Source organism: Photobacterium sp. GSS17, from assembly GCF_028621875.1.
GTDB lineage: Bacteria > Pseudomonadota > Gammaproteobacteria > Enterobacterales > Vibrionaceae > Photobacterium > Photobacterium ganghwense.
This window is the reverse complement of the sequence record NZ_CP117518.1, coordinates 70010-96145: the sequence shown is the minus strand read 5'-3', so window position 1 is coordinate 96145 and position 26136 is coordinate 70010. Positions and strand designations below refer to the sequence as shown.

23 protein-coding genes, 4 tRNA genes and 1 pseudogene are annotated in these 26136 nt (G+C 50.1%); 7 read left to right on the top strand and 21 right to left on the bottom strand.

Going from position 1 to position 26136, the window contains the following annotated elements; all coding sequences use genetic code 11:
- Nucleotides 1–78: 78 nt before the first annotated feature.
- The gene (locus tag PGW97_RS16870) at nucleotides 79–1041 is read left to right on the top strand and encodes a trypsin-like peptidase domain-containing protein (RefSeq protein WP_273860191.1); all 963 of its coding nucleotides are present in this window, start codon (nucleotides 79–81) and stop codon (nucleotides 1039–1041) included.
- Between the two features lie 37 nt (nucleotides 1042–1078).
- Here PGW97_RS16870 and PGW97_RS16865 read toward each other — a convergent pair whose 3' ends face one another.
- Nucleotides 1079–1750: a Qnr family pentapeptide repeat protein gene (locus PGW97_RS16865; protein ID WP_273860190.1), complete on the bottom strand. Its 672-nt coding sequence runs from the start codon at nucleotides 1748–1750 to the stop codon at nucleotides 1079–1081.
- A 153-nt stretch (nucleotides 1751–1903) separates the two neighbouring features.
- Nucleotides 1904–2494 (bottom strand): hypothetical protein, encoded by a 591-nt coding sequence (locus PGW97_RS16860; protein ID WP_273860189.1) that lies wholly within the window; start codon nucleotides 2492–2494, stop codon nucleotides 1904–1906.
- 301 nt (nucleotides 2495–2795) lie between these two features.
- On the opposite strand from PGW97_RS16860, the gene PGW97_RS16855 reads away from it, so the two are divergent.
- Nucleotides 2796–3245 carry a DUF3429 domain-containing protein gene (locus PGW97_RS16855; protein WP_217393132.1) on the top strand — a complete coding sequence of 150 codons (450 nt, stop codon included), beginning with the start codon at nucleotides 2796–2798 and terminating at the stop codon, nucleotides 3243–3245.
- A gap of 26 nt (nucleotides 3246–3271) precedes the next feature.
- Here the strand turns inward: PGW97_RS16855 and PGW97_RS16850 are convergent, their stop codons facing one another.
- Together PGW97_RS16850 and PGW97_RS16845 are read right to left on the bottom strand one after the other, a co-directional pair.
- Nucleotides 3272–4558 carry an ATP-binding protein gene (locus PGW97_RS16850; RefSeq protein WP_217393131.1) on the bottom strand — a complete coding sequence of 429 codons (1287 nt, stop codon included), beginning with the start codon at nucleotides 4556–4558 and terminating at the stop codon, nucleotides 3272–3274.
- A 14-nt stretch (nucleotides 4559–4572) separates the two neighbouring features.
- The gene (locus PGW97_RS16845; protein WP_207103943.1) at nucleotides 4573–5301 is read right to left on the bottom strand and encodes a response regulator; all 729 of its coding nucleotides are present in this window, start codon (nucleotides 5299–5301) and stop codon (nucleotides 4573–4575) included.
- 226 nt (nucleotides 5302–5527) lie between these two features.
- On the opposite strand from PGW97_RS16845, the gene PGW97_RS16840 reads away from it, so the two are divergent.
- Nucleotides 5528–5986, top strand: a complete 459-nt coding sequence (locus tag PGW97_RS16840) for a thiol-disulfide oxidoreductase DCC family protein (protein WP_273860188.1) — start codon at nucleotides 5528–5530, stop codon at nucleotides 5984–5986.
- 55 nt (nucleotides 5987–6041) lie between these two features.
- Here PGW97_RS16840 and PGW97_RS16835 read toward each other — a convergent pair whose 3' ends face one another.
- A complete protein-coding gene (locus PGW97_RS16835) occupies nucleotides 6042–6953 on the bottom strand; it encodes a LysR substrate-binding domain-containing protein (RefSeq protein WP_273860187.1) in 912 nt (303 codons plus the stop codon).
- A gap of 410 nt (nucleotides 6954–7363) precedes the next feature.
- A complete protein-coding gene (locus tag PGW97_RS16830) occupies nucleotides 7364–8185 on the bottom strand; it encodes an alpha/beta hydrolase (protein WP_273860186.1) in 822 nt (273 codons plus the stop codon).
- 404 nt (nucleotides 8186–8589) lie between these two features.
- On the opposite strand from PGW97_RS16830, the pseudogene PGW97_RS16825 reads away from it, so the two are divergent.
- A pseudogene (locus PGW97_RS16825) lies at nucleotides 8590–9822 on the top strand (endonuclease); the annotation flags it as partial.
- Nucleotides 9823–9922: 100 nt separating this feature from the next.
- Here the strand turns inward: PGW97_RS16825 and PGW97_RS16820 are convergent.
- The 5 genes from PGW97_RS16820 to PGW97_RS16800 form a co-directional block, all read right to left on the bottom strand.
- On the bottom strand, nucleotides 9923–10624 hold the full coding sequence (locus PGW97_RS16820; RefSeq protein WP_443147147.1) for an MOSC domain-containing protein: 702 nt from the start codon (nucleotides 10622–10624) through the stop codon (nucleotides 9923–9925).
- 230 nt (nucleotides 10625–10854) lie between these two features.
- Nucleotides 10855–11769: a pirin family protein gene (locus PGW97_RS16815; protein ID WP_273860183.1), complete on the bottom strand. Its 915-nt coding sequence runs from the start codon at nucleotides 11767–11769 to the stop codon at nucleotides 10855–10857.
- A 528-nt stretch (nucleotides 11770–12297) separates the two neighbouring features.
- Nucleotides 12298–12374, bottom strand: a tRNA-Asp gene (locus PGW97_RS16810).
- Between the two features lie 41 nt (nucleotides 12375–12415).
- A tRNA-Ser gene (locus PGW97_RS16805) sits at nucleotides 12416–12506 on the bottom strand.
- A 110-nt stretch (nucleotides 12507–12616) separates the two neighbouring features.
- On the bottom strand, nucleotides 12617–13069 hold the full coding sequence (locus tag PGW97_RS16800; protein WP_273860182.1) for an NUDIX domain-containing protein: 453 nt from the start codon (nucleotides 13067–13069) through the stop codon (nucleotides 12617–12619).
- Between the two features lie 139 nt (nucleotides 13070–13208).
- Between PGW97_RS16800 and PGW97_RS16795 the strand changes: the two genes are divergently transcribed.
- Complete coding sequence (locus PGW97_RS16795; RefSeq protein ID WP_273860181.1) at nucleotides 13209–14333, top strand: M14 family metallopeptidase; 1125 nt, start codon at nucleotides 13209–13211, stop codon at nucleotides 14331–14333.
- Between the two features lie 215 nt (nucleotides 14334–14548).
- Here the strand turns inward: PGW97_RS16795 and PGW97_RS16790 are convergent, their stop codons facing one another.
- Nucleotides 14549–15805, bottom strand: a complete 1257-nt coding sequence (locus PGW97_RS16790) for an adenylosuccinate synthase (protein ID WP_047887853.1) — start codon at nucleotides 15803–15805, stop codon at nucleotides 14549–14551.
- A 168-nt stretch (nucleotides 15806–15973) separates the two neighbouring features.
- On the opposite strand from PGW97_RS16790, the gene PGW97_RS16785 reads away from it, so the two are divergent.
- Nucleotides 15974–16873, top strand: a complete 900-nt coding sequence (locus PGW97_RS16785) for a LysR family transcriptional regulator (RefSeq protein ID WP_047887852.1) — start codon at nucleotides 15974–15976, stop codon at nucleotides 16871–16873.
- A gap of 82 nt (nucleotides 16874–16955) precedes the next feature.
- Here PGW97_RS16785 and PGW97_RS16780 read toward each other — a convergent pair whose 3' ends face one another.
- The gene (locus tag PGW97_RS16780; protein WP_217393424.1) at nucleotides 16956–18236 is read right to left on the bottom strand and encodes an NAD(P)/FAD-dependent oxidoreductase; all 1281 of its coding nucleotides are present in this window, start codon (nucleotides 18234–18236) and stop codon (nucleotides 16956–16958) included.
- A 189-nt stretch (nucleotides 18237–18425) separates the two neighbouring features.
- Between PGW97_RS16780 and PGW97_RS16775 the strand changes: the two genes are divergently transcribed.
- Nucleotides 18426–19460 (top strand): ABC transporter substrate-binding protein, encoded by a 1035-nt coding sequence (locus tag PGW97_RS16775; protein WP_217393423.1) that lies wholly within the window; start codon nucleotides 18426–18428, stop codon nucleotides 19458–19460.
- Nucleotides 19461–19532: 72 nt separating this feature from the next.
- Here the strand turns inward: PGW97_RS16775 and PGW97_RS16770 are convergent, their stop codons facing one another.
- From PGW97_RS16770 to PGW97_RS16735, 8 genes are all read right to left on the bottom strand, one after another.
- Nucleotides 19533–20297 carry a DUF4344 domain-containing metallopeptidase gene (locus PGW97_RS16770; RefSeq protein WP_254463246.1) on the bottom strand — a complete coding sequence of 255 codons (765 nt, stop codon included), beginning with the start codon at nucleotides 20295–20297 and terminating at the stop codon, nucleotides 19533–19535.
- An 873-nt stretch (nucleotides 20298–21170) separates the two neighbouring features.
- Nucleotides 21171–21247 (bottom strand) — tRNA-Asp (locus PGW97_RS16765).
- 41 nt (nucleotides 21248–21288) lie between these two features.
- Nucleotides 21289–21379 (bottom strand) — tRNA-Ser (locus tag PGW97_RS16760).
- A gap of 110 nt (nucleotides 21380–21489) precedes the next feature.
- Entirely contained in the window at nucleotides 21490–22005 is a 516-nt protein-coding gene (locus PGW97_RS16755) for a SixA phosphatase family protein (protein WP_047885181.1), read from the bottom strand.
- A 181-nt stretch (nucleotides 22006–22186) separates the two neighbouring features.
- Nucleotides 22187–23434, bottom strand: coding sequence for an ABC transporter substrate-binding protein (locus tag PGW97_RS16750; RefSeq protein WP_273860180.1), 1248 nt, complete (start codon nucleotides 23432–23434; stop codon nucleotides 22187–22189).
- A gap of 6 nt (nucleotides 23435–23440) precedes the next feature.
- Nucleotides 23441–24886 carry an ATP-binding protein gene (locus tag PGW97_RS16745; RefSeq protein WP_047885183.1) on the bottom strand — a complete coding sequence of 482 codons (1446 nt, stop codon included), beginning with the start codon at nucleotides 24884–24886 and terminating at the stop codon, nucleotides 23441–23443.
- Between the two features lie 51 nt (nucleotides 24887–24937).
- Nucleotides 24938–25663, bottom strand: a complete 726-nt coding sequence (locus tag PGW97_RS16740; RefSeq protein WP_217393563.1) for a response regulator — start codon at nucleotides 25661–25663, stop codon at nucleotides 24938–24940.
- A 266-nt stretch (nucleotides 25664–25929) separates the two neighbouring features.
- Nucleotides 25930–26133 (bottom strand): DUF3283 family protein, encoded by a 204-nt coding sequence (locus tag PGW97_RS16735; protein ID WP_047885185.1) that lies wholly within the window; start codon nucleotides 26131–26133, stop codon nucleotides 25930–25932.
- Nucleotides 26134–26136 lie beyond the last annotated feature (3 nt).

The window sequence follows — 26136 nt, the reverse complement described above, 5'->3', positions numbered from 1 at the left end:
TAAAAGTAAATTTCTAATTAATATAGGAATAAATAGTCATCCCTATTTATTTTCTCATTATATTATCGGGACATAAGTGTGAATAAAAATAAAATAACAATTGGGTTTATCACTGCTGCTTTCTTTTTAACTGGCTGTCAAACAACAATGACCAGTGCCGATTTTTTATATAATCAATATAGAGCTAAGCCAAACAACAAGGCTTATTCAATTGGTATTAACAATGTTGCCGGAGCAGCATGGGGAGCAGAAACAGAAGAAGAAGCCATTCAGATGGCAAATAAAACATGTATTAAGTCTGGTGGTAAAAATTGTAACGTCACTGAAGTAAATGGGATTCCAATGTCAAACGGAGCTCTACAAAGCTTTGATGTCGCTCCTTATAATAAACCCACAGTCAATAATTATAACTATATCTACCAAGGCATAAGTTATGTTCCAGTTCTAAATAAGAGAGCATCAGGTTTCTTTATCAGTAGCGAGCACCTACTTACAACCAGCCATATGGTTGACTCATGTACTAAAATAAGTTTTGAACGTAATGGTCAACTTCACGATACAACCGTCTTACGAGCAGACAAAAACAATGGTCTAGCCGTGCTAAAGCTAAACTCGCCTGTCAGTAACTATGCAAAAATCAGCTCACAAACAAAAACAAAACAAGGTGATAAAACCTACACCTTTGGGTATGACCTATCCGATGTTGTAAACTCAAAAATCCCATCCTATCAAGGAAAAATCACAGATGGGATTATCAGTTCAGCGCTAGGTAAAAATAATGATATTCGCTTCATGAAAACAACCAATGAGATAAATAATGGAAACATTGGTGGGCCTGTTGTCTCTGAATATGGTGATGTAATAGGAATGATAACTAATATTAATAAGGATGCAATTAAATCCTCTATGATCAACTTGTTCCTAAATGAATCAGAAGTACGAATTCAAAACTCAACTAACAAGAAAAAAGTCACTACATCTGAGATCGCTGAAAAAAGCCAAGGTTTCACAGTTCCACTTGTTTGCTTAAAGCAGGCTTAATTTAAATAAGCCCACTCTCATTTAGTGGGCTCTCTTTCTACCCCTGCAACACTAAAATACCCAGGTTCTCCAATAGCTGAGTTTGCTGCCATTCGCAGATAGTGACATTTTCAAGGTTGACCCGTCTGACATCCAGTCCGCTCAGATCAACATGGCTGAGATTTGCCCCCGTTACATCAAACTGCCCCCAGACATCCTGAGAGAACTCCCCGTTGGTCAAATCCGCCCCTTTCATTGATGTCCCCAGCAGGTTGGCGCCAGTCCAGCGATTTTCAAACAGCTCGCATTCATCCAAAGCGACATCTTCCAGGTCGGCATAGGACAGATTACAGCGCGTGATGTATGCCGAGCACACATAAGTATTTTGTGTCAGATAGTTAGCAAAGCGACCACGTTGAAACGATGCCCCCTGAAGCTGGCAGTCACGCATTTCGACGCCAAACAATTCAGCGCCATAGAAGCTGGCCATGCTGAGATTACAGTGCTTGAAGCTCGCCTCCTTCAGGTTGGCATAGCTGAATGAGCAGCCGTCCTGCTCACCCCGTTCAATAAACTGGCAATGCACAAATTGCGCCTCACTCAAATCTGCCCGGCTGAAATCACACCGGATGAAATCACACCGGATGAAAATGCAGTGCTCAAAAGTTGCCTGCTGCAGATCATCACCGGTAAATTTCTGGTCATGATAAGTGGTGTGAGTAACGTGCATGTGTTCGTTTCCTGTATCGGGGTTAAGCTCAGACGAAAATCGCGTAATGGCGCGCAGTCTTTTAATTCTTAATTTGTGTTATCGAAATTTTCGAGGGTATTGACCGCTGACTGACAGATAATGCGATGAAATCCTCAGCGACTTTAAACAGGGTTATTCAACACGCTCGTACGTCTTTTCCATTTCATCCGGCGCAATGCCATACCCGCCATCCGACAAGTAGCCATTTTTGTACACCGTCATGCCCTGCTCATTCCAGTCAACCGCAATGATCGCGGTACTTCCGTCCTGACTGCCCAACCAATTCAACACTTCTTCCGTGATCGGGATGGCCTTAATCGTTTTCACTCGTTTAAACGGCATAAAACTGTCAAACAGCGGTAATTCACCGTAGTTTTTTGTCCAGGTGTCCTGCGGCACCAGCCATTCGTTATACACAGCGCCAATCACCGGTTCCGGGTTTCGGGCAATCACGATACCTTCGGAAACCACATTTTCCGTTTCCAGTTTAGGTTTACCATCTTCACCCGCCACATAGGTTGGGAAAGGTTTGCCCATCTCGACTGCATGCGGTAAACGGCCCAGCGTGACGGCTTTTTTTCGGTATTCAGGAGCACTTTCTAACGCCGTCATCACTTCTGGAATTGACTGAAAGACAACCGGCGTGCTCTCCGTCGTCTCAGCCTGAATATAACCAACAGGTAAAAGCAGCATGGCCACAATAGTCAGTAAAGGCGTATTCATTCTTTCTCTCATTCTTTTTCAGCTGACATCCTATGGTAATACCTCACAAAAAAAATTGGTAATAATCATGTAAATTGATGGCGGCAATGGCCTGATGTCGGTCAGTTTTTGCGCTCCTGAATGATTGAGTTTATCAGAACTAACTGCGATTTTGTGCTAGTGCCATAGCCAACGCAATGCCTGAGGGCGACATTACGTCCCCCAAACAAGACGAAGTAACCGTCAGAATCTACTATGCTTTTTTACATGATGTTTTTTGTCATCCAGCATTGTTATCCAGTTCCGTTGAAGGAAGCCACTGATGACCCAGACTCCCGATCAGACGATGTCCCGCTTGGCCTACCTTGGTCTGCTGCCTTTTGTGATTACCCTGCTCTGCATCTGGCTGGATAAGACATTGTTCGGCCTTGAGGCCAGACAGGTATTTATTGCCTACAGTGCGGTTATTTTGAGTTTTCTGGCCGGGATTTTGTGGGGAAATGCGATTGATCATATCAAAAGCACCCTGAGCCGAAATGCCTTACTCTTGAGTATTCTGTTCGCAGTGATCGCCTGGGGAGTCCTGCTACGATCACCGGAACACTATGTCTGGTCACTGCTGGCTTTGCTGTTTGGCTTCATTGCTATCTGGTTTGCCGAAAAAAAGATCCGTGAAGTTGAAAAAGAAGGGCAGCCCGCCAGCTACCAGCCGATGCGAAATCGGCTGACCGGCATCGTTGCCCTGTTGCATTTGATCGCGCTGGCCAGTTAAACCGCAGGCCTTGCCAGCTTCCCCCTTTAGCAACACGCCCCAGGCAAAATAATGGTGAACCTCGCACCACCCGTATCGCTGTCACCGACCCGCAATTCACCACGGTGCATGGACACTACCTGACTGACAATCGCCAGCCCCAAGCCGTGCCCGCCACTCTGCCGATCACGCGCCGTACCGATACGATAGAAGGGTTGGAGAATTTTCTGCCGTTCATCCTTCGGAATCCCGCATCCATCGTCATCGACATCGATATATAACCTGCCTTGTCGGCAGTATGAGCGGACGATGATGGTGTCTTCCGCATAGCGAAACGCATTACGCACCAGATTCGACACCGCGCGTCCAAGATGGTGCGCATCGACAGTAAACGTACAGTCGGTCGGGCACTCCAGACGCAACGTCTTATTGGTGTCTTTCTGACACTGATTCACAGTCAGAGCCAGCACTTCAGCGACATCCTGTTCTTTCATTGCCAACGTAATACCGGAGCGCTCCATTCGGGCGTAATACAGCAGCTCATCAATCAGCTGCTCCAGCTCTTCCATATCATCCATAATACCAGCCACATACCCCTGCTGAGTGGTGTTCAGCGGTGTATCTTCCAGCATTTCAAGTTGACACTGCACCCGAAAAATCGGAGTGCGTAGCTCATGAGCGATCGCATTGGTCAGTTGCTTGTGGCTGACAATCAGCTCAGCGATTTTATCCGCCATCTGATTAAATCGTTCATTCAGCCGCCCGACCCGATGGCCCGGCTTTTCCGAAGCGCGAACATTGAAGTCACCGTCAGAAAAAGCCATGGTTGCTTCTTCCAGCATGTGAAAGCGGCGCGCCAGAATTTTCAGCATCAGTGCGCTGTAAAGGGCAAAGGTCGCCACAAACGACAACCACAAGAAGCCGACTTCATAATCAAGGTATTGCCAGATCGTCTGGGTGCGGTCTGGCTCTAGATAATAGATCCATTGCTTGTTGCCAAATGTCGCCCAATACTGATTTTCATCCTCAAAAACGGCACCGTGTCTGAACAGTTGTTCTGCTTCAATGGCAGTCAGCGTGGGATGCCCCCAACTATAGCGTTCTGCCTTAAGATGGCTTCGCTCAACAAAGCCCTCAAAAAGCTGCTCAGCCTGCTCCTGCCCCCGCTGCGCCGCCACATCCCCCAGAATCTGCATTACACTGGCGACATAACTAATTTCTATTTCGGCTTCATAGTCCGGTGTCAGCTCCTCAGTGACGTAGGAAACAGCGACCACACAAAGGAAAAACAGCCCGGACAGGCCAACAAAAAACTCCAGGTAAAGCCGTTTCATTTCTGCGCTCCGTGTCACCAGCGATCCGGCACGAACAAGTAGCCTTTACCCCGTACGGTAATGATTTTTCTCGGCAGTGACGGGTTATCGTCCAGCTTCTTTCTCAGGCTGACAATTTTGTTATCAATCGTGCGATCCAACCCGTCGTACTGAATCCCCCGGGTTTCCATTACCAGGTAATCGCGGGTGAGGACCTCATCAGGCTGACTGGCCAGCAACCAGAGCAGGCGAAACTCGCTGTCAGTCAGACAGATAGACTGGCCAGCCAGTTCACAAGTACGACGACGCTGATTGATTGTCAACGCACCATAGCGATACTGGGGATCCGTCGCCGCTTGAACACCAGCCCCAGATGCACTGAACTCTGCAGGGGAAGGCATATTCAAATCACGACGCAACAACATTCGAATCCGCGCCAGTAACACGCGCGGTTTAATGGGTTTATTAACGAAATCATCAGCCCCGACTTCAAGCCCAGCCACATGATCGATGTCATCGTCACTGGCGGTCAGCATCATGATTTTACTCTTCACTTTCGCACGCACTTTCCGGCAGACACTCAGTCCATCCATGCCGGGTAACATCAAATCCAGTATGACCAAATCCGGTTGTTCACGAATAATCACAGCTGGTGCCTCATTGCCATCGGTGACGGTTATTACTTCAAACTGTTGTTGCCGAAAGTAATCCCCCAGCAAGTCACATAATTTGGCATCATCTTCCACCAGCACAATTTTGGTCATAACCCCTACCTACACAAAATAAAACAGCGTTCAACATAAGAGCAAAAAAAAGCAACCCGCCGATTATGCCAAATAGTATGATAATTTTTAAGTAAAAATACCTTTTTTGAATGGGGTTTTTTAACTAATTGATTGCCTTGCAATTACAATGCAGTGATCTCTTTTTACCTTACAGGCCGTATACTCAAAACATTCCAAATAACAGTCCGCGCCTAGGGATATGACAATGACACCACCTGCACTGACCCTGTTTTATGATGGCTTTTGCCCACTGTGCGTGGCTGAAATGCAGCGACTGCACCATGCCGATCAGCTGCAGCGCCTCTGTCTGGAAGATATTCAACAAGACGGTTTCGGCACACGGTACCCAGACATCGACCCGGTCAAAGCGCGGGAAATTCTGCATGGTAAAACCGCCAACGGTCAGCTATTGCTGGGGCTGGATGCGACCTATGCCGCATGGTCTCTGGTTGGCCATAAACACTGGATTGGCTTACTCCGGTTACCCGTGATTCGGCTCCTGGCCGATGCCGGATACCGTTTTTTTGCCCAACACCGTTATCGTTTTTCCTATCTGCTGACGGGCCGTTCATACTGCCAGACATGTCGTCTGGACAGCACAACCTGTGCAGGCGAAAGCAACAGCAACAGCAACAGCAACAGCAACAGCAATCAAGATCGTTAACCAGCGGGCAGCACACGACAATGTATACGTTGGTTACCGAGTAAAAATACCGACGTCATCGCGCTTTTTCATGCCGACCCACTTCCTGTTGCAACCAATCCGTAAATGCGGCGATTCGCTCGGCGCGCGGTGAGGTCGGATCAGAATGCAGGGTATAGCGCACACCCGGTGTCATACCGATATCAAAGGGCTTCACCAACAACCCGCGCTCAATGAAATCCCCGGCCAGACTTTCCGTCCCGAGACACACACCATGACCGGCCATCACTGCGCTTAACCCCATATCAAAGGTACTGACTTCCATCCATTGCACTTTGTCTTCGGCCATATTTACACCTGCCAGCTCAAACCATTTTCGCCAGGTAAAATTTCTGGTTTCGACCCCGTGAATAAGCCAACAGTTGAGTAACTGTTCCGGATGTTGAAGTGACAGGGAGACAGCCAGTTCCGGCGAGCAGATTGGGTAAACCGGTTCTTCATATAAAAAGGTCGACAATATCCCCTCGCCAAGTTGCTTGTCATACCCCTGACGAATGGCAACATCAATGTGACCATACCGAATCACCGGATCGTCGGTGGTCGAATATACCCGAATAGGAATGCCGGGATGTTGCATCGTGAACTTCCATAACCTGGGCATCAACCAGCGAGAAGCAAAGGACGGCGTTGTGTTAACGGCCATCATCCCTTCCAGCGGTTCGGCCTGGATAGCGTTCAGACCTGACACGATATGGCTGAACCCGCGAGTGACCTGTTCAAACAGGGTTTGTCCCTTCGCAGTCAGCACCATTTCCCTTCCCTGGCGGGCAAACAATTTACAGTTGAGTCCTTCTTCAAGCTGCCGAATTTTCTGACTCACCGCCGCCTGACTGACACACAGCTCATGCGCAGCTTTACTGTAACTGCTCAGTCTGGCAGCCACTTCAAAGTAACGCAGTCCCGCTAACCACCTCAGCCGATTATCCATTTCAGCCCATAACTCCTGCTTATAGTAAGTGTAATAAATCGTCGTTCGTGACAATAGGCAATATTACGCATACTGAGACCATCAAGCCACCCCAACTAAGGACAACATCATGGTAAAGCTGGTTTTAAAATGGCACCTGGATTTTCATCTTTCCCTTTTTAATAAGGAGATTATCGGGATCAGACCCCATCGAGAAAAACGCGCATCCCTCAGTGTCTTGCCGATAAACAGCCACCTACAGCGAGACATTGGCCTGACAGTATCCAATGATCATCCGCCGTCATTCACGAAGTATTTATAACCTTTTATTATGTTTATGTATCGGCTCGAATGAGACATCGCGGGGTTGACGTTTCTGCACCTAAGCTATTCTCGAGAAATCTATGTTCGAGAAATCTAAGTTCGGGAAGCTATGTTCGAGAAAGAAATGCGCCGATAACAGCCGTGGCGTAGTCTGGGAATAGCTGCAGATTATTATGTTCAGCACCAGCAATGACGAACACTGCGACTTGCCGGAGGGGAAAATGTGCTATCAAGGCGTCAGTACGGGCACGGGAAATTATCTGGTCATGTTCAGCAATTATCACGGTCGTTGGTGCCGTAATCGCTTCAACACGAGCCACCGAAGCGAACTTATCTTTCAGCAATAAAGAAACGGGAAACATCCAATAAAAGTCTCTGGCAACCCGCTCAATACTGTCAAAAGGGGTCACCAGCACCAAGTGTTCTACCGGGCGCGCAGCCGCGACATATGTCGCCACTCCCGAGCCAAGGCTTCGCCCCATCAGTGAGACAGATTGATGGCGGGGCGCAATCTGATCAAACAGAGCGACTGCATCACGGTATAAATGCTGTTCTGTTGGGTGCCCCGGATTATCGCCGTAACCCCGATACGGAATCAGATAAACACTGACATGGGTCAGCCGCTCTGGCAATGGCGGGAATGGCAAGGCCCACTCCATCTGGCGCGTGAGCCCCGTCAGAAAGCGGAAAAAGGGAATCGTCAGCTCGATCGCTTCGGCATTACCGCCATAGTAAATCAAGGCTTCAGGCTGCCCTGGATTGATCACCCAGCCGCTTAACGTCACCCCGTTTACGGTAAACCGGCTATTCTTTTCACCCAACATCGACATCGCTGGTTGCGGAAAATAGAGCATTTTTCTCTGGAATACAGACAACATCACTGCACTGACCAGATACACGATGATTACCAGCCATAACAGACTTTTCACGGTTGCCTCCGGTTTGGTGCCAGCCAATGGCTTCTTGCCTTCTCGTTTTGATCATGCCCCTTAACCTAAGCATGGCTCTTTTAAGATTGATGCACTTTCCATCATGGTACGACCTGCCCAACATTTTGTGATCGTCATTCAGCTTTACAGCAAACATCATTGTTTGGTCATCAGATTTTGTGATGTTCGACGAGTAACAACATTTTGTTAACCATTATGCTTTGGGCACTTTTATACCAATAAAATCAGAAGGCTATGTACGGACCTATATGAAAAGCTATTTGAAAGGCTATTTGAACTGTAAAACTTTTACTTTGAGTGCGCTTGCTCTCCTGATGTCACATAACAGTGTTGCTCAAATCGTGAATGGCGACTTTGAGCAATGGAATGGCAATGTGCCTGCTGGCTGGCAAGTCATTGATAGTGGGATCAGCCTCGCTCCTTCTTCAACCCAGGTAAAATCAGGTGGATTAGCTGCAGAAGTGCTCGTAAGCACCAGCACACAGAGCAATACCGATTTATTGCAAACCGTGCATGTCGAGCAAGGCAAAAGTTATGATTTCAGCGTTTCAGTTTTCCATACCGAAGGGAACCTGAAAGCCCGTCTGATCGCTGACGGCTATCAGGGCTATTCCGATAATCTCAAACCACAGCAATGGCAGGACATCAGCTTCAACTATACCGCCGCCACCACGAAAGATATTCAGGTCGGCCTGCGCTTTTATGATGCCTCCGGGTTTGACGGCACTGAAGTGGTGTATGTTGATCATTTCCGTCCGACCGACAGCACGGCAATACCGCAACCACCCACCGATCCCGTTGAGCCGCCTACCGATCCGGTCGATCCGCCAGCCGGTACAGAGGATCTGGAGGCCTACTATCAGGCCGCAGAAGGTAAAACCGGTTTTGCACTAAAAACCGCGCTGCACAATATCATTCGTCAGCATAACAGCCAGGGTTACACGGCGATTTGGGAGCTAGTGAAACAGGCAGATCTGGATAACTACTATGAAAAAGACGGTTCAATTCTGGATATGTATTCAGAGAATCCTTCGGATTCAGATGCCGTTACCTTCACCAAAGTCACGAACCAGTGCGGCCAGTACAGCAAGGAAGGCGATTGTTACAATCGGGAGCATTCCTTCCCGAAAAGCTGGTTTGGCGGCAAGGTTGAACCGATGAATTCAGATGGTCATCACCTCTTTGCCACCGATGGATACGTCAATGCCAAACGAAGCAACTGGCCATTTGGTGAGGTAGGCTCCGTGACGTATACCTCAAGCAACGGTTCAAAGCTTGGGCAGGCAAAAGCGGCACTCGGCTTTAACGGGACGGTGTTCGAGCCTGTTGACGAGTTTAAAGGGGACTTTGCCCGCGCCTATTTCTATATAGCCACCCGCTACGAAAATGAAATCGCGTCGTGGGAAGGCAACACCACAAACTCAGATGCCGTTCTGGATGGCACCAACACCACAGTCTTTGAGCCTTGGCTACTGGCCATGCTCAAACGCTGGCACACCAACGATCCGGTCAGCCAAAAAGAGCTCGACCGCAATCAGTCGGTATATGAATTTCAGGGCAACCGAAATCCGTTTGTGGACCATCCGGAATTCGTCACTGCGATCTGGGGTAACTGATTCCGGTTGGATCCATTAGCCCTTTTTCTTTTGTTCCCCTTCGATTTCCCCCGTTGTTGCTGACGGGGGCAATCAGAGCTCACGCTGTCAAAGCTTATTTTCAGGCATGGCCTAACAGCCTGAAATTCCAGTTTTCTACCTGGTTGGTTTCAAGGCGCAGCTCTACCTTACTCATCCAGCTGTGGGACAATTTTCGCCGTTGCTGCAATTGTTTTAACCCTTCATGGTTTAGCGGGTCACCGAAAAAGATGTCGCACACAGCCTTCAAAGTCATGGCATTGGGTTCACGCTCAATCAGCACCAGTGGATCGGTCACACTGACCAAACCCGGTTGAATAACGCGGTATAACCAGCCACAACGGCTGATGGCCTGCATATTGACCGACATCGCATCCACTCCCCAACGCTTGTTCAGTTTAAAGCAGGGGGAACGAGGCTGACTGACTTCGATCACCGCTTCACCCCAGCGATAGCGATCGCCAAGACAGACCGTTTCTTCCGTCATGCCTTCTGAACTGATGTTCTCTCCCATTCCCGGAGCTTGCCACTTTGGCGCATCTTGTCCTCCCTCTTTATGGTGCAGCTGTTGCCAGTAAGCATAATGTTCACTGGGGTATTGATGCAGCGCTCGCTCTGGTCCGCCATGATGACGCTTATCAGCACATTCATCGCCGTCAAGACCGGTCAAAGAGAGGTAAACTTTTTCCACAACGAGCGATTTATCAATCGCCGTTTCCAGACCGTACCGCTGTGCTATCTGACCACGGTAAACCCCATTCAGGTAAAACTTCTGGTTCACAATGCTCTCCCTTTGAAAATCCGATCCTGGCAGCTGTGCTTGGCATACGTTGCCTGACAACCCACCATTTAATAAGCACTCAGTTTACCATCTTTAACAAAGTGAGACTTCATCATTACGTCGGCGCAACGCTATTCCGTACAAAGACAAATAAAAAACCATGACACCTTTGCAGGCCTCATGGTCACTTGGGGAATGGCTCACAGATTCATCTATCGTTTTATTTGGCTATTTTATTTGGGTAAAGGGATAAACTCTTCTTCGTCGCCGGGGACTTTATCAAATTGCTGATCCTGCCAGTCACGTTTGGCACGAGCGATTTTCTCTTTGTCACTGGAAACAAAATTCCATTCAATATACCGATGACTAATGGCTTCCCCTCCAACCACAGCGATGCGCGAGTCCTTAACCGCTTGCAAAGGGCATTCCGAGTCACCGGGCAATACTGCAAACGCGAAGCGAGGGAGCGTTTCTCCACCCAGCGTCAGTTCACCATCCAGTACATACACGGCTTTTTCGTCCGCCTCGGGCAAGACTAACGTATGACCTTCCGGAATGGCCGCCTCAAGATACAATGTGTCGTAATAACATTTAACGGGAGAAGTGGCACCATAGGCGCTCCCCATCATCACCCTGACTGTCACATCATCCTGCTTTACAACCGGAATGGTCTGGCTTTCGTAGTGGTAAAACATTGGCTCTGTATCTTCATCATCTTCCGGCAGAGCCAGCCACAATTGAAGCGCGTGAAGTGTGCGATCCTGGTTAAGCACAGCCGGGCGTTCACGTTCTGAGTGAACAATACCTTTTCCGGCTACCATAAGGTTAATGTCACCCGGGTTAATCGTCTGCTCTGTCCCCAGCGAATCCCGGTGCAAAATTTCCCCCTCAAACAGATAGGTCACGGTTGCAATACCAATGTGTGGATGCGGCCGGACATTCAGCCCGTTATTTGCGTCAAACTGAGCGGGTCCCATATGGTCGAAGAACACCCACGGGCCGACTTTCTTCAGAAAGGCACTCGGTAAAGCCCGACGCACGATAAAGTCGCCCAAGTCTTTATCCTTCGGAAACAGCAGCTGCTTGATTTCATCGCAACTGTCCGTTCGTTCACAGGGCAGCTCAGTGGTTGGCGCTTCATTACTCATGATGTTCCCTCCCTTCTTTGACTAACTCATTTTCATAAGTGTAATCATTAACGAAGTATCCGCCGGGACTTATGGTTTAAAAGGTGGAATTCAGCAGGGAAATGGTAAGAAATATTGAAAAATGATTGCCAAAAAGTATTGACGATACACCTAACGTTCTACTCAGAGGCAGTGATGTCATGGCGGAACGGCTAAGACCGTATTTGGCCGGGCTGGCGCTCCAGCGGGACTCATTTGTCCGCAGGACAAACCTATAATCCAACACAAACAAAAAAGCCCCGTCATTTCTGACGAGGCTTCGTTGTAGTGGCGGAACGGCCGGGCTGGCGCTCCAGCGGGACTCATTTGCCCGCAGGGCAAACCTAAACCCAACACAAACAAAAAAGCCCCGTCATTTCTGACGAGGCTTCGTTGTTGTGGCGGAACGGCCGGGCTGGCGCTCCAGCGGGACTCATTTGTCCGCAGGACAAACCTATAATCCAACACAAACAAAAAAGCCCCGTCATTTCTGACGAGGCTTCGTTGTTGTGGCGGAGCGGACGGGACTCGAACCCGCGACCCCCGGCGTGACAGGCCGGTATTCTAACCAACTGAACTACCGCTCCAATTCTTTGTGAAATCCGGCTTGCGCCCAACTTCCAGAATGTGGCGGAGAGATAGGGATTTGAACCCTAGATACGCTATTAACGTATGCCGGTTTTCAAGACCGGTGCTTTCAACCACTCAGCCATCTCTCCGTAAGTGCGGCGAATATTACGCATTCAGGATTTAACTGTAAACCCCTCAATGATTCAAGTGGTTACATATCGACCATATTTTCTGATTTTTCTTACTTACCGGTCAGAAATCAGCACGAAACGGTGTTTTCGCCACTAACGCCAGAACCCCAGAACGCCTGCTGTGGCAGTCTTTCCTGCTTAACCAATGCCCGCAGCGCTTCAGGGTAAAGATTCCACTGCTCAATATCTTCACAGCGCACCCAGAAAAACTCCAGATGGGATTCATTCGAAGTAATTGGCTGAGAATGTGTCAAAGACGTATTCACCTCGAAAATCAGGTTAATCTCAGACTGTGTCACACCATGATCAAACCACTCATTTTCAGCGGCTCCGACAAATCGACCGACAGTGGCCTCGATCGAGGCTTCTTCCCACAATTCACGGGCCAGCGCGAATGCCGCCGGCTCCGCAAATTCAATATGGCCGCCAGGCAGAAAGGTCATAGTATCGCCAATCGCCCGCACCAGCAGAATATGGCCCTCGGAGCGAATGATCCCCCGCGCCAGGTAATGAAAACTCACTCGACTCTCCTGTTTTGTCTTTTTCCCAGATTCTATCCCAACTCAGACATCGGATTAAACCACATCGACTGCACGGCTCTTTAAAGTCATCAGGGTTACTGCTAACCTCTTCATTACCTCAAACCACAAAATGATAACAATGAAAATTTTCAGTAACTTCGAAAGCGGGAATATCGAGATCGTTAAAGTAGAAACGCCAGACGATATCCAACTTGCCATTCCTGCTGACAATCAATCTGACATTGCCCAATGGTTTCACTTTCGCCTGGAAAGCGAGCCGCAAATTCCCCACCACTTCAAACTGCTTAATTTGGCGAAATCTGCCTATCCGGAAGGTTGGAAAGACTACGATGTCGTTGCCTCATATGATCGTGAAGAGTGGTTCCGTATTCCGGCAGATTTTGACGGTGATACGCTGAGCTTCACCGCTTACCCTGAATATGGCTCGATGTACTTCGCCTACTTCGCACCGTATTCGTACGACCGCCACCAGGATTTGTTGCATCAGGCTCAGTTACATCCTGCCTGCCGCCTGGAAACACTAGGGGCGACACTGGACAACAATGATATGAGCCTGCTGACCATTGGTGAGCCGGAGGAAGGGAAAAAGAACATCTGGATTATCGGTCGTCAGCATCCGGGCGAAACCATGGCGGAATGGTTCATTGAAGGCATGCTGCAACGCCTGCTAGATGACACCGATACCCTGGGCCGTGCGCTACTGAACAAAGCCGTATTCCATGTGGTTCCTAACATGAACCCGGACGGCAGTATTCGAGGTCACCTGCGCACGAATGCGGTCGGCATCAACCTGAACCGCGAATGGCAAACGCCTTCAATGGAGAAAAGCCCTGAAGTCTATCTGGTCCGTGAGCGTATGCTGCAAACCGGGGTCGACATGTTCCTGGATATTCACGGCGACGAAGCGATTCCGTATAACTTTGTTGCAGGCAGCGAGGGCATTCCGTCTTACGACGAGCGTCATGCCGCGCTGGAGAATGCCTTTAAACAAGCACTACTGACCATTACACCAGAGTTTCAGGATGAGCACGGTTACGACAAAGATGCGCCGGGCCAGGCAAATTTGACCATTGGTTCAAACTGGGTCGCAGAGCAATTTAAGTGCCTGTCTTACACCGTTGAAATGCCATTTAAAGATCACATCAGCCATGCGGATGAAGTCTACGGCTGGTCTCCGGAACGCAGTGTGGCTTTTGGTCAGGATGTGCTGGCTGCTGTTCATGCCGTTGTTGATCAGATTTAAGCGCGGTTCGTGAGGCTTTGGGGCAAACACTCTGCCAGTGGCATTTGTCCTGCTGACTAAACGAAAAAAAAGCCAGTACCAAATCGGTACTGGCTTGTGCCTTAGGACTATATACCTAACGAATCTGTTTCTTACATAATCTATTTATCAATAAATCCGTCTTATACACCCAGGTCTAACATGTCTAGGTCTAACAGAATGAGTTTCTGTGACTATTAACGCATGATCATCTGTTCGCGGCCTGGACCAACAGAAACCATTTTCACCGGAACACCCATCAGCTCTTCAACGCGCAGTACATAAGCCTGTGCAGCCTTAGGCAGTTCTTCAAATGCACGACAACCCGTAATGTCTTCGCTCCAGCCTTCCATTTTCTCGTAAACTGGTGCCAGTGCAGCCGTTTGAGGCCAGATTGGGTTTTCACTGTGCTTACCGTCGTAGGCAACACAGATCTTCAGATCTTCCAGACCACTCAGGCAATCAAGCTTAGTCAGCGCCACTTCAGTTGCAGCCTGTAGTTCAACACCGTTACGTGTTGCAACAGCATCAAAATAACCCATATCACGTGGACGACCCGTGGTTGCACCAAATTCATTAGCCGCTTCACGGAAGGCATCTTGCTCTTCCATTGCCGTGATCAACGTACCGGTACCTACTGATGAGCTGAACGCTTTCGCTACAGCAATCACACGCTCCGGACGCAGAGCAGGCAGACCGCCGCCAATACCGGCATACATAGACACAACATTCGAAGACGTTGTCCAAGGGTATTCACCGTAAACCAGGTCACGACCGGCACCCAGCTGAGCTTCGAACAGCAGGTTCTCGCCTTTTGCCTGCAGCGCTTTCAGCGGCAGAGTCACGTTAGTGATTGCGTGACGCCATGGCTCAGACACTTCAAGCAGCCACTGAGTCATCTCTTCTGCAGTCTGGTTGAAATCACAGCTTGGGTACAGCGCTTTCAGCTGAGGCAGTTTCCAATCCAGCAGGAACTGAATACGTTCTTTCAGCACCTCAGGTTGCTGCAGCCAGCCAACCAGAATGCCTTTTTTCATCACACGGTCACCGTAAGCCGGCGCTATGCCCTGGCGTGTTGAACCGTAAGCACCGTCACCAAGACGCTCTTCTTCAAGGGTGTCTTCTAAAGCGTGGAGTGGAAGACAAAGAGTCGCGCGGTCAGAGATGCACAGGTTCACTTTTACGCCTGCAGCTTCAACTTCCGCCAGTTCTTGAGACAGCTTCTCAGGGCTGATCACCATACCAGGGCCTAGCACCGCCAGACAGTCAGGGTTAAATACGCCGCTCGGCAGCTGGTGCAGCTTGAACGTACCCAGGTCATTCACAACGGTGTGACCGGCATTGTTACCGCCCTGGAAACGGATACTTGCTGATGCCTGCTCAGCCAGAAAATCCACGATGCGGCCTTTGCCTTCATCACCCCAGTTTGCACCAACAACAACGATAGACGACATAATTAACTCTCCTTAATCTCGAAGCCCTTATGCTATGCCCGCTCAGCCAATAAGAAAAATTAATAATCGTTATTGGGCTAATAAGAATTCCATATGGGATTTTGTGGGACAAAAGGTAGAATAGGAGGCGGCGTACACGGCCTAACGACGGACATTAAGCGAGGAAGCATGCTCGATTTACACTGGTTAAATACATTTGTGACGTTGGCACGATTGGAGCACTTTGGTAAAACCGCTTCCGAACTGCACATGACCCAGCCCAATGTCAGTCTGCATATCAAACAACTGGAGCAGGCGACCCGGGTCAAACTGATCGAACGGAACCCCTTCAGACTGACGCAAGCAGGTGAGCGCTTACTACAAAGTGCTCAGTCAACGTTGCAGGAGTTGCAGATCTGTCAGGCCGATCTGAACGCGATCAATGACCTGTGTCGAGGCACCCTTTCCATTGCCGCCAGTGACATTATTTCACGCCTGCTGCTGATCAAACCGTTTCAGTCTTTTAAGCGGGAGTTTCCGGGGATCGACCTGTCGCTGTTTAACACCACGTCCAGTCAGGCTGCTGAGCTGGTTAAAAGTGCCAGGGCCGATCTGGGGTTTGTCATCGCTCAGAAAGAAAGTCAGCCGCTGCACTTTACTGAATTACGCCAGGTACGCTGGTGTGCCCTGGGAAACGGACTGGCAGACTGGCAACAGCAAGCCAGGGGGCAATCGCCCCATACTTCGGGAGATGGACCCACCCTGATTCTGCTGGGGCACGATACCCGTACCCGCGACCTGATCGATCTGGCGCTGCCGAGCCTGAAATTGCCCAAATACCGGGTTATGGAAGTCGGAAGTGTCGATGCTCAGATTGACTGGGCCGAGGCGGGATTTGGCATTGCGATTGTACCGGCTTTCTCGCTGCACCCTAAACTCAACCTTAAAAGCACCATTACGCCACTGCCGGATTTTCCGACCACCAGTCTGGGATATATTGTGCGGCAGAATCAGGTGCTCTCGCGGGCAATCAAACAGTTGCTGCACTGGGTGAGCGAAGAAATTGCCAACTCGCCGCATAACCAGTAACAGGCCACTTAGGGCAACGCACAAACCCGGGCAACAAGAAGACAAAAGGCAGCCCATGCTGCCCTCTGTGCCCGTGGAATGATCAGCGCTCCAACGCATCTTCCAGCTTAGCTTTCCACACCGCCAGTGCTAATGCTGGTGTTCGCAGCACCTTCGGGGTCGGAATCCAGCCATGCTTGATTCTGGCAAACACATCGAAACGCTCGGCAGTGCCCGACATCGCTTCGGCCACAACCCGACCGGCAATGTTAGTGAGCCCGACGCCATGACCAGTGTAACCGTGTGCAACGTAGATATCGTGACCCAGATGATCGATCTGCGGCATGTACGAACGGGTCACCGCGAACAACCCGCCCCAGTGGTAGTCCATCCTGACATCTGACAGTTGTGGGAACACCTTGATCATGCGTTGACGCAGTCGCTCCATAGAGTCGGTATATTCCCCATTGAACGGGTGGTTCACGCCGCCAAACAGAATCCGCCCATCCGCGGTAGGACGATAATAATCCAGACAATTATTCAGATCAGACATCGCCATTTTATTACTGATCGGCTGGCGATCACCCAGCGGCTCCGTCACTGCGATATAGGACGCCACCGGCAGCACCACACTCTGCGCTTTTCTGTCTAATCCATCCAGATACGCATTGCAGGCCAGTAACACCTGACGGGCTTTTACCCTGCCTTTATCGGTGTGAATTACATGAGGCTGACCTTTTTCAATTTTTTGCGCCGATGTATTTTCGTACAAGGTTGCCCCCAGTTCCAGCGCTGCACGAGCCAGACCCAGGGTATAGTTTAGCGGATGTAAGTGCGCACTATTGGTGTCGAACAATCCCCCGAGATAATGCTCGGTGTGGGCAACCTGATTGATGTCGTCCTTGTCCCACCAGCTGGCGCTTGGATAGTCATACCGGCTCTGTTTCAGCTCCAGCCAAGATTGCAGTTCCGCTTCCTGACTCTTATTCAGAGCTAACTCGATGTATCCTTGCTGGAAATCACATTCAATCTTGAATGTTTCGATGCGTTCGCGGGCGATATCCACGGCTTCACAGGATAAATCCCACAGTTGTTTGCCCCATTCCGGACCATAGGTTTCATCCACTTCACGCAGCCCCAGACAATAGCCCACCAGACATTGGCCACCGTTTCGGCCAGATCCGCCCCAAGCCAGACGACGGGATTCCAGCACCACGACCGAATAGCCTTTTTGGCGCAATTCAATGGCCGCGGAAAGACCTGTCATGCCACCACCGATGATACAGACATCGGCTTCAACCGATTGATCCAGAGAAGGTTGCTGCGGGAAAGGGGTCACGGTTGCCTGATAATAACTATCAATGTACTGACTGTCTTTAACCATGTCTGCTGCTCGCAAAATTATGCCTATGAAAATTGGCGCGCATGGTGTCACGGGTTCATTACCCAGACAAGCAATTTATTATCGAGACGAAATTCAAAATAATGACTTATCGCCTTTGACAGGTATCCCCCCTATCCTATCATTCGCCTCGTCAATACGGACTCTGCCTGTTAAAAGGACTATGAAAACATGCATAAAGTAATTAAAGGGGTGACTGCACTTACATTTGCACTGTCCACACTGAATGCTTCTGCGGCCAGCAACGTACTGAATGTGTACAACTGGGCGGAATATATGCCGGTTGAGGTACTGAAAGCATTCGAAAAGGAATACAACGTCACAATCAACTACTCAACGTTCGAAAATAACGAGAGTATGTACACCAAGCTGAAGTTGCTGGATAACAAAGGCTACGATGTGGCGTTTGCCTCTACTTACTTTATTCAGAAGATGTCGCGCGAAGGCATGCTGGCCAAAATTGACAAGAGCAAACTGCCAAACCTGAAAGACATTAAGCCGGGTTTGCTGGGCCAGCAGTTCGACCCGAACAACGACTATTCATTGCCATACGTCTGGGGCGTGACCGGTATTGCTTACAATTCTGACGTAATCAAGCCTGAGCAGGTTTCAGGCTGGAACGATCTGTGGAAGAAAGAGTTCGCCATGCAGGTAATGCTGCTGGACGATGTGCGTGATGTCTTTGGCATGGCACTGAAAGCACAGGGACACAGTATCAACTCGACCAATGAAGCCGAAGTCAAAGCCGCCTATGAGTACCTGCTGAAACTTCGCCCAAACGTGGTGGTTTATAACTCCGATGCCCCGCACGTCCCGTTTATTACCGGTGAAGCCAACATTGGCATGCAGTGGAACGGTAATGCCTATCTGGCGCAGAAAGAGATGAAAGAGCTGGCCTTCATTTACCCGAAAGAAGGTTCGATTCTATGGATGGATAACTTCATTATCCCGGCAGGCAGCGACAACAAAGACCTGGCGCACAAGTTCATCGACTTTATCTACCGGCCAGAAAATCAGGTGAAAATCGTCGAAGAGTACGGTTTCCCTGCCTCCAACGACAAAGCAGAAGCACTGCTGCCTCAGGACGTCCGGGACAACCAGACCATTTTCCCAACTGACGAAGATATCGAAAAAGGCGAGTTCACCAATGACATTGGCGCGGCCATCCATATCTACGAAAAATACTGGCAGCTTCTGAAAAGCTAAGTCGTTGGCACTCAGACCGTCTCCGCTTGGGGACGGTCATTAAACGGGCTGTGATGTTCAGCTATAACACCGCTATTTGCTGACAAGATAGCGATGCCAGTTGTGATCCAACTGCTGAAAAAGCGCTATACATAACTCTTTTCGCTCGGCAAGATCCTCTTTTTCGACCTCATCCAGCAAATTCTTATGTTTCTCAGGGTCGCTACCATAAACCAGACACAAGGTTGAAAAATACCGTTGTAAGTCGAAACTGTGCTCATCAATATATTCGCTGAGTTCGTAATAATCCGGGCGATCGTCAGACTCAAACGCAAACATATCTGCGGCACTGATGGCGGCGTCATCTCCACCTTCCACATAATTGATCAGCATCAGGGTTGCAAAGTTATCGACCGCATCTTCTTCCTTGCCCAACACTGGAATATTGTGGTCTTCGACGAATGCATGCCCGGCTTCATGGAGTAAAGTATGAAGCACCGTATCAATAGCCCCCAACTTTGGCGCTTTTCCAAACCGCTTTTCGTAGTCATTTTCCCGAAAATAATGCAGTGATTCGGTCACAAATGAGTAAGGAATATAAACAATATGTGTTTCTGGATCGTACAGCGGCCCTTCTTCTCCGCCGTACCTTACCGTCAACATTTCCTTAAACGGAAAATAAGCGTCAGAAAGCCCAGTCAGCGTTTCATTGATACCGCTTTTCTCTATAAGCTGCCGCGCAGCCTTGTCTTCTTTACCTTTTGTTGCCAGGTACTCAACAGAGACATTGGTATCAGCCGCCATCACTGAACCGGCCAACAACATCCCCAAACCTAACAATGTCATCGTTGATTTCATGCAAACCCTTATTCCGGCACCCACCAGGAGAATGGCCGAATCATAACGGTAAGCCAGCTCCTAACCAAGCCACTTAACTTAAAACAGCTTGATCCTGCTTCGTTGTCGTGGCGGAACGGCCGGGCTGGCGCTCCAGCGGGACTCATTTGCCCGCAGGACAAACCTAATCCAACATAAACAAAAAAGCCCCGTCATTTCTGACGAGGCTTCGTTGTCGTGGCGGAACGGCCGGGCTGGCGCTCCAGCGGGACTCATTTGACCGCAGGGCAAACCTAAACCCAACACAAACAAAAAGCCCCGTCATTTCTGACAAGGCTTCGTTGTCGTGACGGAACGGCCGGGCGAGCGCTCCAGCGGGACTCATTTGGCCGCAGGGCAAACCTAAACCCAACACAAACAAAAAGCCCCGTCATTTCTGACAAGGCTTCGTTGTCGTGACGGAACGGCCGGGCTGGCGCTCCAGCGGGACTCATTGTCCCGCAGGGCAAACCTAAACCCAACACAAACAAAAAGCCCCGTCATTTCTGACAAGGCTTCGTTGTCGTGACGGAACGGCCGGGCGGGCGCTCCAGCGGGACTCATTTGGCCGCAGGGCAAACCTAAACTCACCACAAACAAAAAAGCCCCGTCATTTCTGACGAGGCTTCGTTGTCGTAGCGGAGCGGACGGGCTGGCGATCCAGCGGGACTCATTTGTCCGCAGGACAAACCTAAACTCACCACAAACAAAAAAGCCCCGTCATTTCTGACGAGACTTCGTTGTCGTGGCGGAACGGCCGGGCTGGCGCTCCAGCGGGACTCATTTGGCCGCAGGACAAACCTAATCCAACATAAACAAAAAAGCCCCGTCATTTCTGACGAGGCTTCGTTGTAGTGGCGGAGCGGACGGGACTCGAACCCGCGACCCCCGGCGTGACAGGCCGGTATTCTAACCAACTGAACTACCGCTCCAATTCTTTGTGAAATTCGGCTTTCGCCCAATTTCCAGAATGTGGCGGAGAGATAGGGATTTGAACCCTAGATACGCTATTAACGTATGCCGGTTTTCAAGACCGGTGCTTTCAACCACTCAGCCATCTCTCCGTAAGTGCGGCGAATAATAACGGGGGACGGCTAGCTTGTAAACCCTGAATTTTAGAAAAACCAACCGCTTGCGCAACTTTCAGCCAAATAACACCAATGATTGGTAAAAATCAGTCACCCATCAGCTCTTCCGGCTGAGGACGGGCGCGCTTTGGGTAGTCAAAATAGAGGACTGTCGCCTGCCCGGAATCAATCGCACTCCAGCAGTCAACTTCAAACGCAAACACCACCACACCACACGTCGGAATCGAATCGGCTTTGAGCCCGAGCATCTGTGCCAAGTTGGTGATCGCCGGATTGTGGCCCACTAGCATTATCCGATCGGCGACATTGGTACAGGAACGAATCACATCCATCAACTCAAACGCCGATTCAGTATAAAGTTCCTCGCGAGCCTCAAGCTTCGGACGGCTGTACAGCGTCTGGGCAAATAACCCGGCCGTTTCACTCGCACGCAGCGCGGAGCTGGTCAGGATCAGCTGCGGTCCCCACTGCCATGCATTGAGGCGGTGTACCATCTTTGGAATATTTTTTAGTCCGCGATTACTCAACGGGCGGGCATGGTCTTCGAGCGATGGATCATCCCAGGACGACTTTGCATGACGAAGCAAAAACAACAGTTTCATTGCCTTCTCTCCCCAAACTCGCGCCAGTATCCCGGCACTCTCCGCAACGGAAACGCAACGGAAACGCAACGGAAACGCAACGGCATTCATTGACGACTTCTGGCTATAAGTATAAGGAAAATAGGCAACTAGCGTGTGTTGTTTACAATAATTACCACCAAATAGTTCCAGCTCAATCTGGCTACATCGCGGATTTGACCGCGCGAGCCAAACGCTGTGCCGCTTGCTCCGGATCGGCCGCCTTGGCATTGAAGTAATCACTGACTACATCAGAAATCGCGGCCTGTACATAACTGGTCGAGGCCATACCCTGCGACAGACTCGGCACTAGGCCACCGTTTGTTAAGCTCTCCCGGAACACTGCCATGGAGTCTCGGGCACACTGGTCAAATGGCGTCATGTCCATATCCATCCGAACCGGGATCGACCCTTTGCGCTGGTTAAACCCAACCTGAAACGTTTTGTCGAGCAGGATACGGGCAAGATCCTGCTGGGCCTTGATATCGGCCTCGTTCGTCAGCTTGAAAAAGGCAAAACTGTCAATGTTGTAGGTAAACTGTCCGACAGTGCCGGGCGCTGCCACACACAGATAATTCTGCCCCGGCTTTAGCCCTTCTGCGGCAAATTCCCCTTTGGCCCAATCACCCATAATCTGCATCGCGGCCTCGCCCCGACTGACCATTTCAGTGGCGCTGTTCCAGTCCCGCCCACGATAGCCCGGATCAATATAGTCCCTCAGCCGCAGAAACTGGCGAAACACCTCGACCATTTTCGGGCTGGAAAGCACACTCATATCCAAATCCACAAAGGCCCGTTGATACCCCTCCGCGCCCAGCACCGCCAAGGCAATCGTCTCAAACAGCGTCACGTTCTGCCATTGCTGACCACCGTGCGCAAGCGGAATATATCCCGCTTGTTTGATTTTGTCTGCCGCAGCAAAAAACTCAGGCAGGGTACGAGGGACTTCCACTCCGACTTTGGCCAGTATGGCCGGATTGGCCCATAACCAGTTAACCCGGTGGATATTGACCGGGACAGCCACATACTGATCGTTGTACAGCATGATCCGGCGTGCCACGTCTGGCACCACTTCCGGCCAGTGCGCCTCGTCGGCCACAACACTGAGATCACTCAGAAAACCTAAGCGTCCCCATTCCTGAATATCCAGCCCTTTCAGCTGGGCTGCCGATGGGGGATTGCCCGATACCGCACGGGTTTTCAGCACCGTCATGGCACTTTCACCGCCACCACCGGCAATGGCAAAGTTTTTCCAGTGATGGCCGCGCGCTTCAATGTTGTCCTTGAGATAAGTTGCGGCATTGGCTTCTCCGCCGGATGTCCACCAGTGCAGAATCTCCACATCACCGGCAGTCACACTGGTCGTGCTACACGCCAACCACAATGCAAGCAGAGTGCGAGGTCGTTTCATGTTCAGTTATTCTTCTTTCATCAGGCGCGGGATAAACACCTTCACTTCTAAACCGCCATCCACAGCATTGTGGATAGCCATATCGCCACCATGAGCATGGATGATGTTACGCGCAATCCCCATACCGAGACCGTGCCCCTCGTCATCTTTTGCCAGACGAACATAGGGTTCAAAGACCGCTTCCAGCATTTTTTCCGGAATACCCGGTCCGTTATCCTTAATGATCAGAATCAGCGAGCTTTTCTCGTCTTTAATGATCAAGTGCACTTCATGGCCGTATTTCACCCCATTATCAATCAGGTTGCTGAAACAACGCTTGAGCGCCAGCGGTTTACCCATCAATGGGGCAATCGGAGTATCCGGCAGATGCACTTTGACATGGCCACGGTTATGACGTTCGGCAATGCTATGGAGCAGCTCGTTGACATCCACTTCGGTCAGGTTCTCGTGCAAATCAGTATCTTTCACCGTTTGCAGCGCCCCTTTCACCATCATCTCCAGCTCATCCAGATCGCGGTTAAATTTCTCGATCTTGGCTTCATCATCAATCAGCTCAGCCCGCAGGCGCAAGCGAGTTATGGGGGTTTTAAGGTCATGTGAAATAGAAGAAAACAGGTGTTCGCGATCATCAATGTATCGACGAACACGCAACTGCATCCGGTTAAAAGCGCGAGTCGCCGTCACCAACTCACTGGCCCCTTCTTCTTTCAGCGGCGGCTGATAAATATCAAAGCTCATCGCGTTGGCAGCATAGGCGAGCCGTTTGAGCGGCCGGGTCTGGCGACGAATCATAAAGAAGGTAAACAGCAACAACAGGGTGGTGATAAACACCATAAACAACACCTGCTGGCTGGTAATAAACTCATCTTTCAGGCTGACATACGGCGCAGGCAACAAAGCTGCGATATACAGCCATTCATTTTCAGCCAGCTCAAGCTGTACCACCAGAATCGGTGGATTCAACGGCTCCAGACTGAGGGTATAGTGCGCCCAGGAGCGTGGCAGATCGCTCAACAGAATGTCATTTTTCAGGACGTGTAAGGTTTCCGGACGAGAGAACTCCACCCGAATCACATCCAGGCGGGGAAGTTTTTCGTGTAAAACATCTTCGAACACCCTGACTGCCGTGGTTTTCATCAGCGAATCCGGGATCGGGTCAATCCGGATTTCTTCTTCGTTAAAGGAGACGAAAAAGCGCGTGCCTCCCATATTACGCAGCTGATCCAGCACAATATGACGGTACTCAAGCGGCAGAGACTGGAAGAAAGTGACCGTCGAGGCAAACATGTTCGCCATGCTGGCCGATGCGGATTCCAGGCCAGCAATATCGCGCTGTTTAGACTGCCCGTACCAGATAATCGTGGCGATCATCTGGGCCAGAAAGACCGCCAATAAGGTGAACCACAGGGTGCGGGCCAACAGAGATTTTGGCCACAATTTTCGCAAATTCATCGTCTCAGGCCTTCATTGCGGGCACAGTCGTGCTAATTCTTTGTACCGTATTTATTCTTCGTAAATCACTTCGGCGTTGAACGAATAGCCGTTTCCTCGGATGGTTTTGATCAGTCGCTGCTGGTTGCCTTTGTCACCCAGACGCTGACGCAGTCGGCTCAGTTGCACGTCGATGCCGCGTGCTGACGGTGTGGCTTCTCGCCCACGAGTGGCAAAAGAGATGGTATCCCGATCCAACACCTCATTCGGTCGGGTCAGAAACAGCATCAGCAACGCAAAGTCACCGCCGCTGAGCTCATAATCTTTGCCTTTATCCAGGTCATACAGTCGCTGTGCCGCCGTATCCAGACGCCAGTTGGCAAAACGGATCGACTTGGGAGCGGTCGGCATCTGCTGTGCCTCGGTTGGCTTTACCCGGCGCAACAACGCCTTGATACGTGCCATAAGCTGGCGGGGACTAAACGGTTTAGCAATATAGTCATCGGCGCCCAGCTCCAGCCCGATGATCTGATCCATCTCATCAGAGACGGCTGTCAGCATAATGATAGGAACGTCAGACGTTTTGCGAATGTACTGGCACAGGGTGAAACCGTCATCCCCCGGCATCATGACATCCAGTAAAATCAGATCCGGATATCCCATTGCCAGACGGCGTTTCATTTCTTCCCCTTCCGCTGCCGTCGTCACACTGAAACCGGCTTTGGTCAGATATTCATCCAGCAGTTCGCGGATGTCCTGATCGTCATCGACAACAAGAACTTTCTTGGTTGTGCTCATTCTTTTTTCCTTGCCCTGTTTACACGGTTCGGGCTGATGCTCTAAAAACCGGAATGGTATCGAAACCCTGGCAGTAACATACCAAACTGCATCAAAAAAGGCGCCTGTAGCGCCTTAATATCATGATCTGCGTAAATGCAACCAGATGGACAATACTCAACAAGCTGCATTCCACGGTTAGCATCTACTGATTTGCACGCGGCAATCCCCCATGCAGCAGTACGAAAGTGTTCACACCGAAGCTAGCGATACCGCTGCAACACGGTTTACAGCCCCATCTGCTGCTTATATTTCATGACCGCCTGTTCGAAAAACTCGCGTTCGTCATCGTCGTCAATCTTATTCGCGATCTCGGCAAATACCTCATATCCGACTTTGGCCTGTTTCACCTGCCAAACGGCATAAGCGGCTTGTTTGTCCAACTCTATCCGGTTTCGCTCTGCATCAGAGAGCAGTGTCAAATTATGCATGAG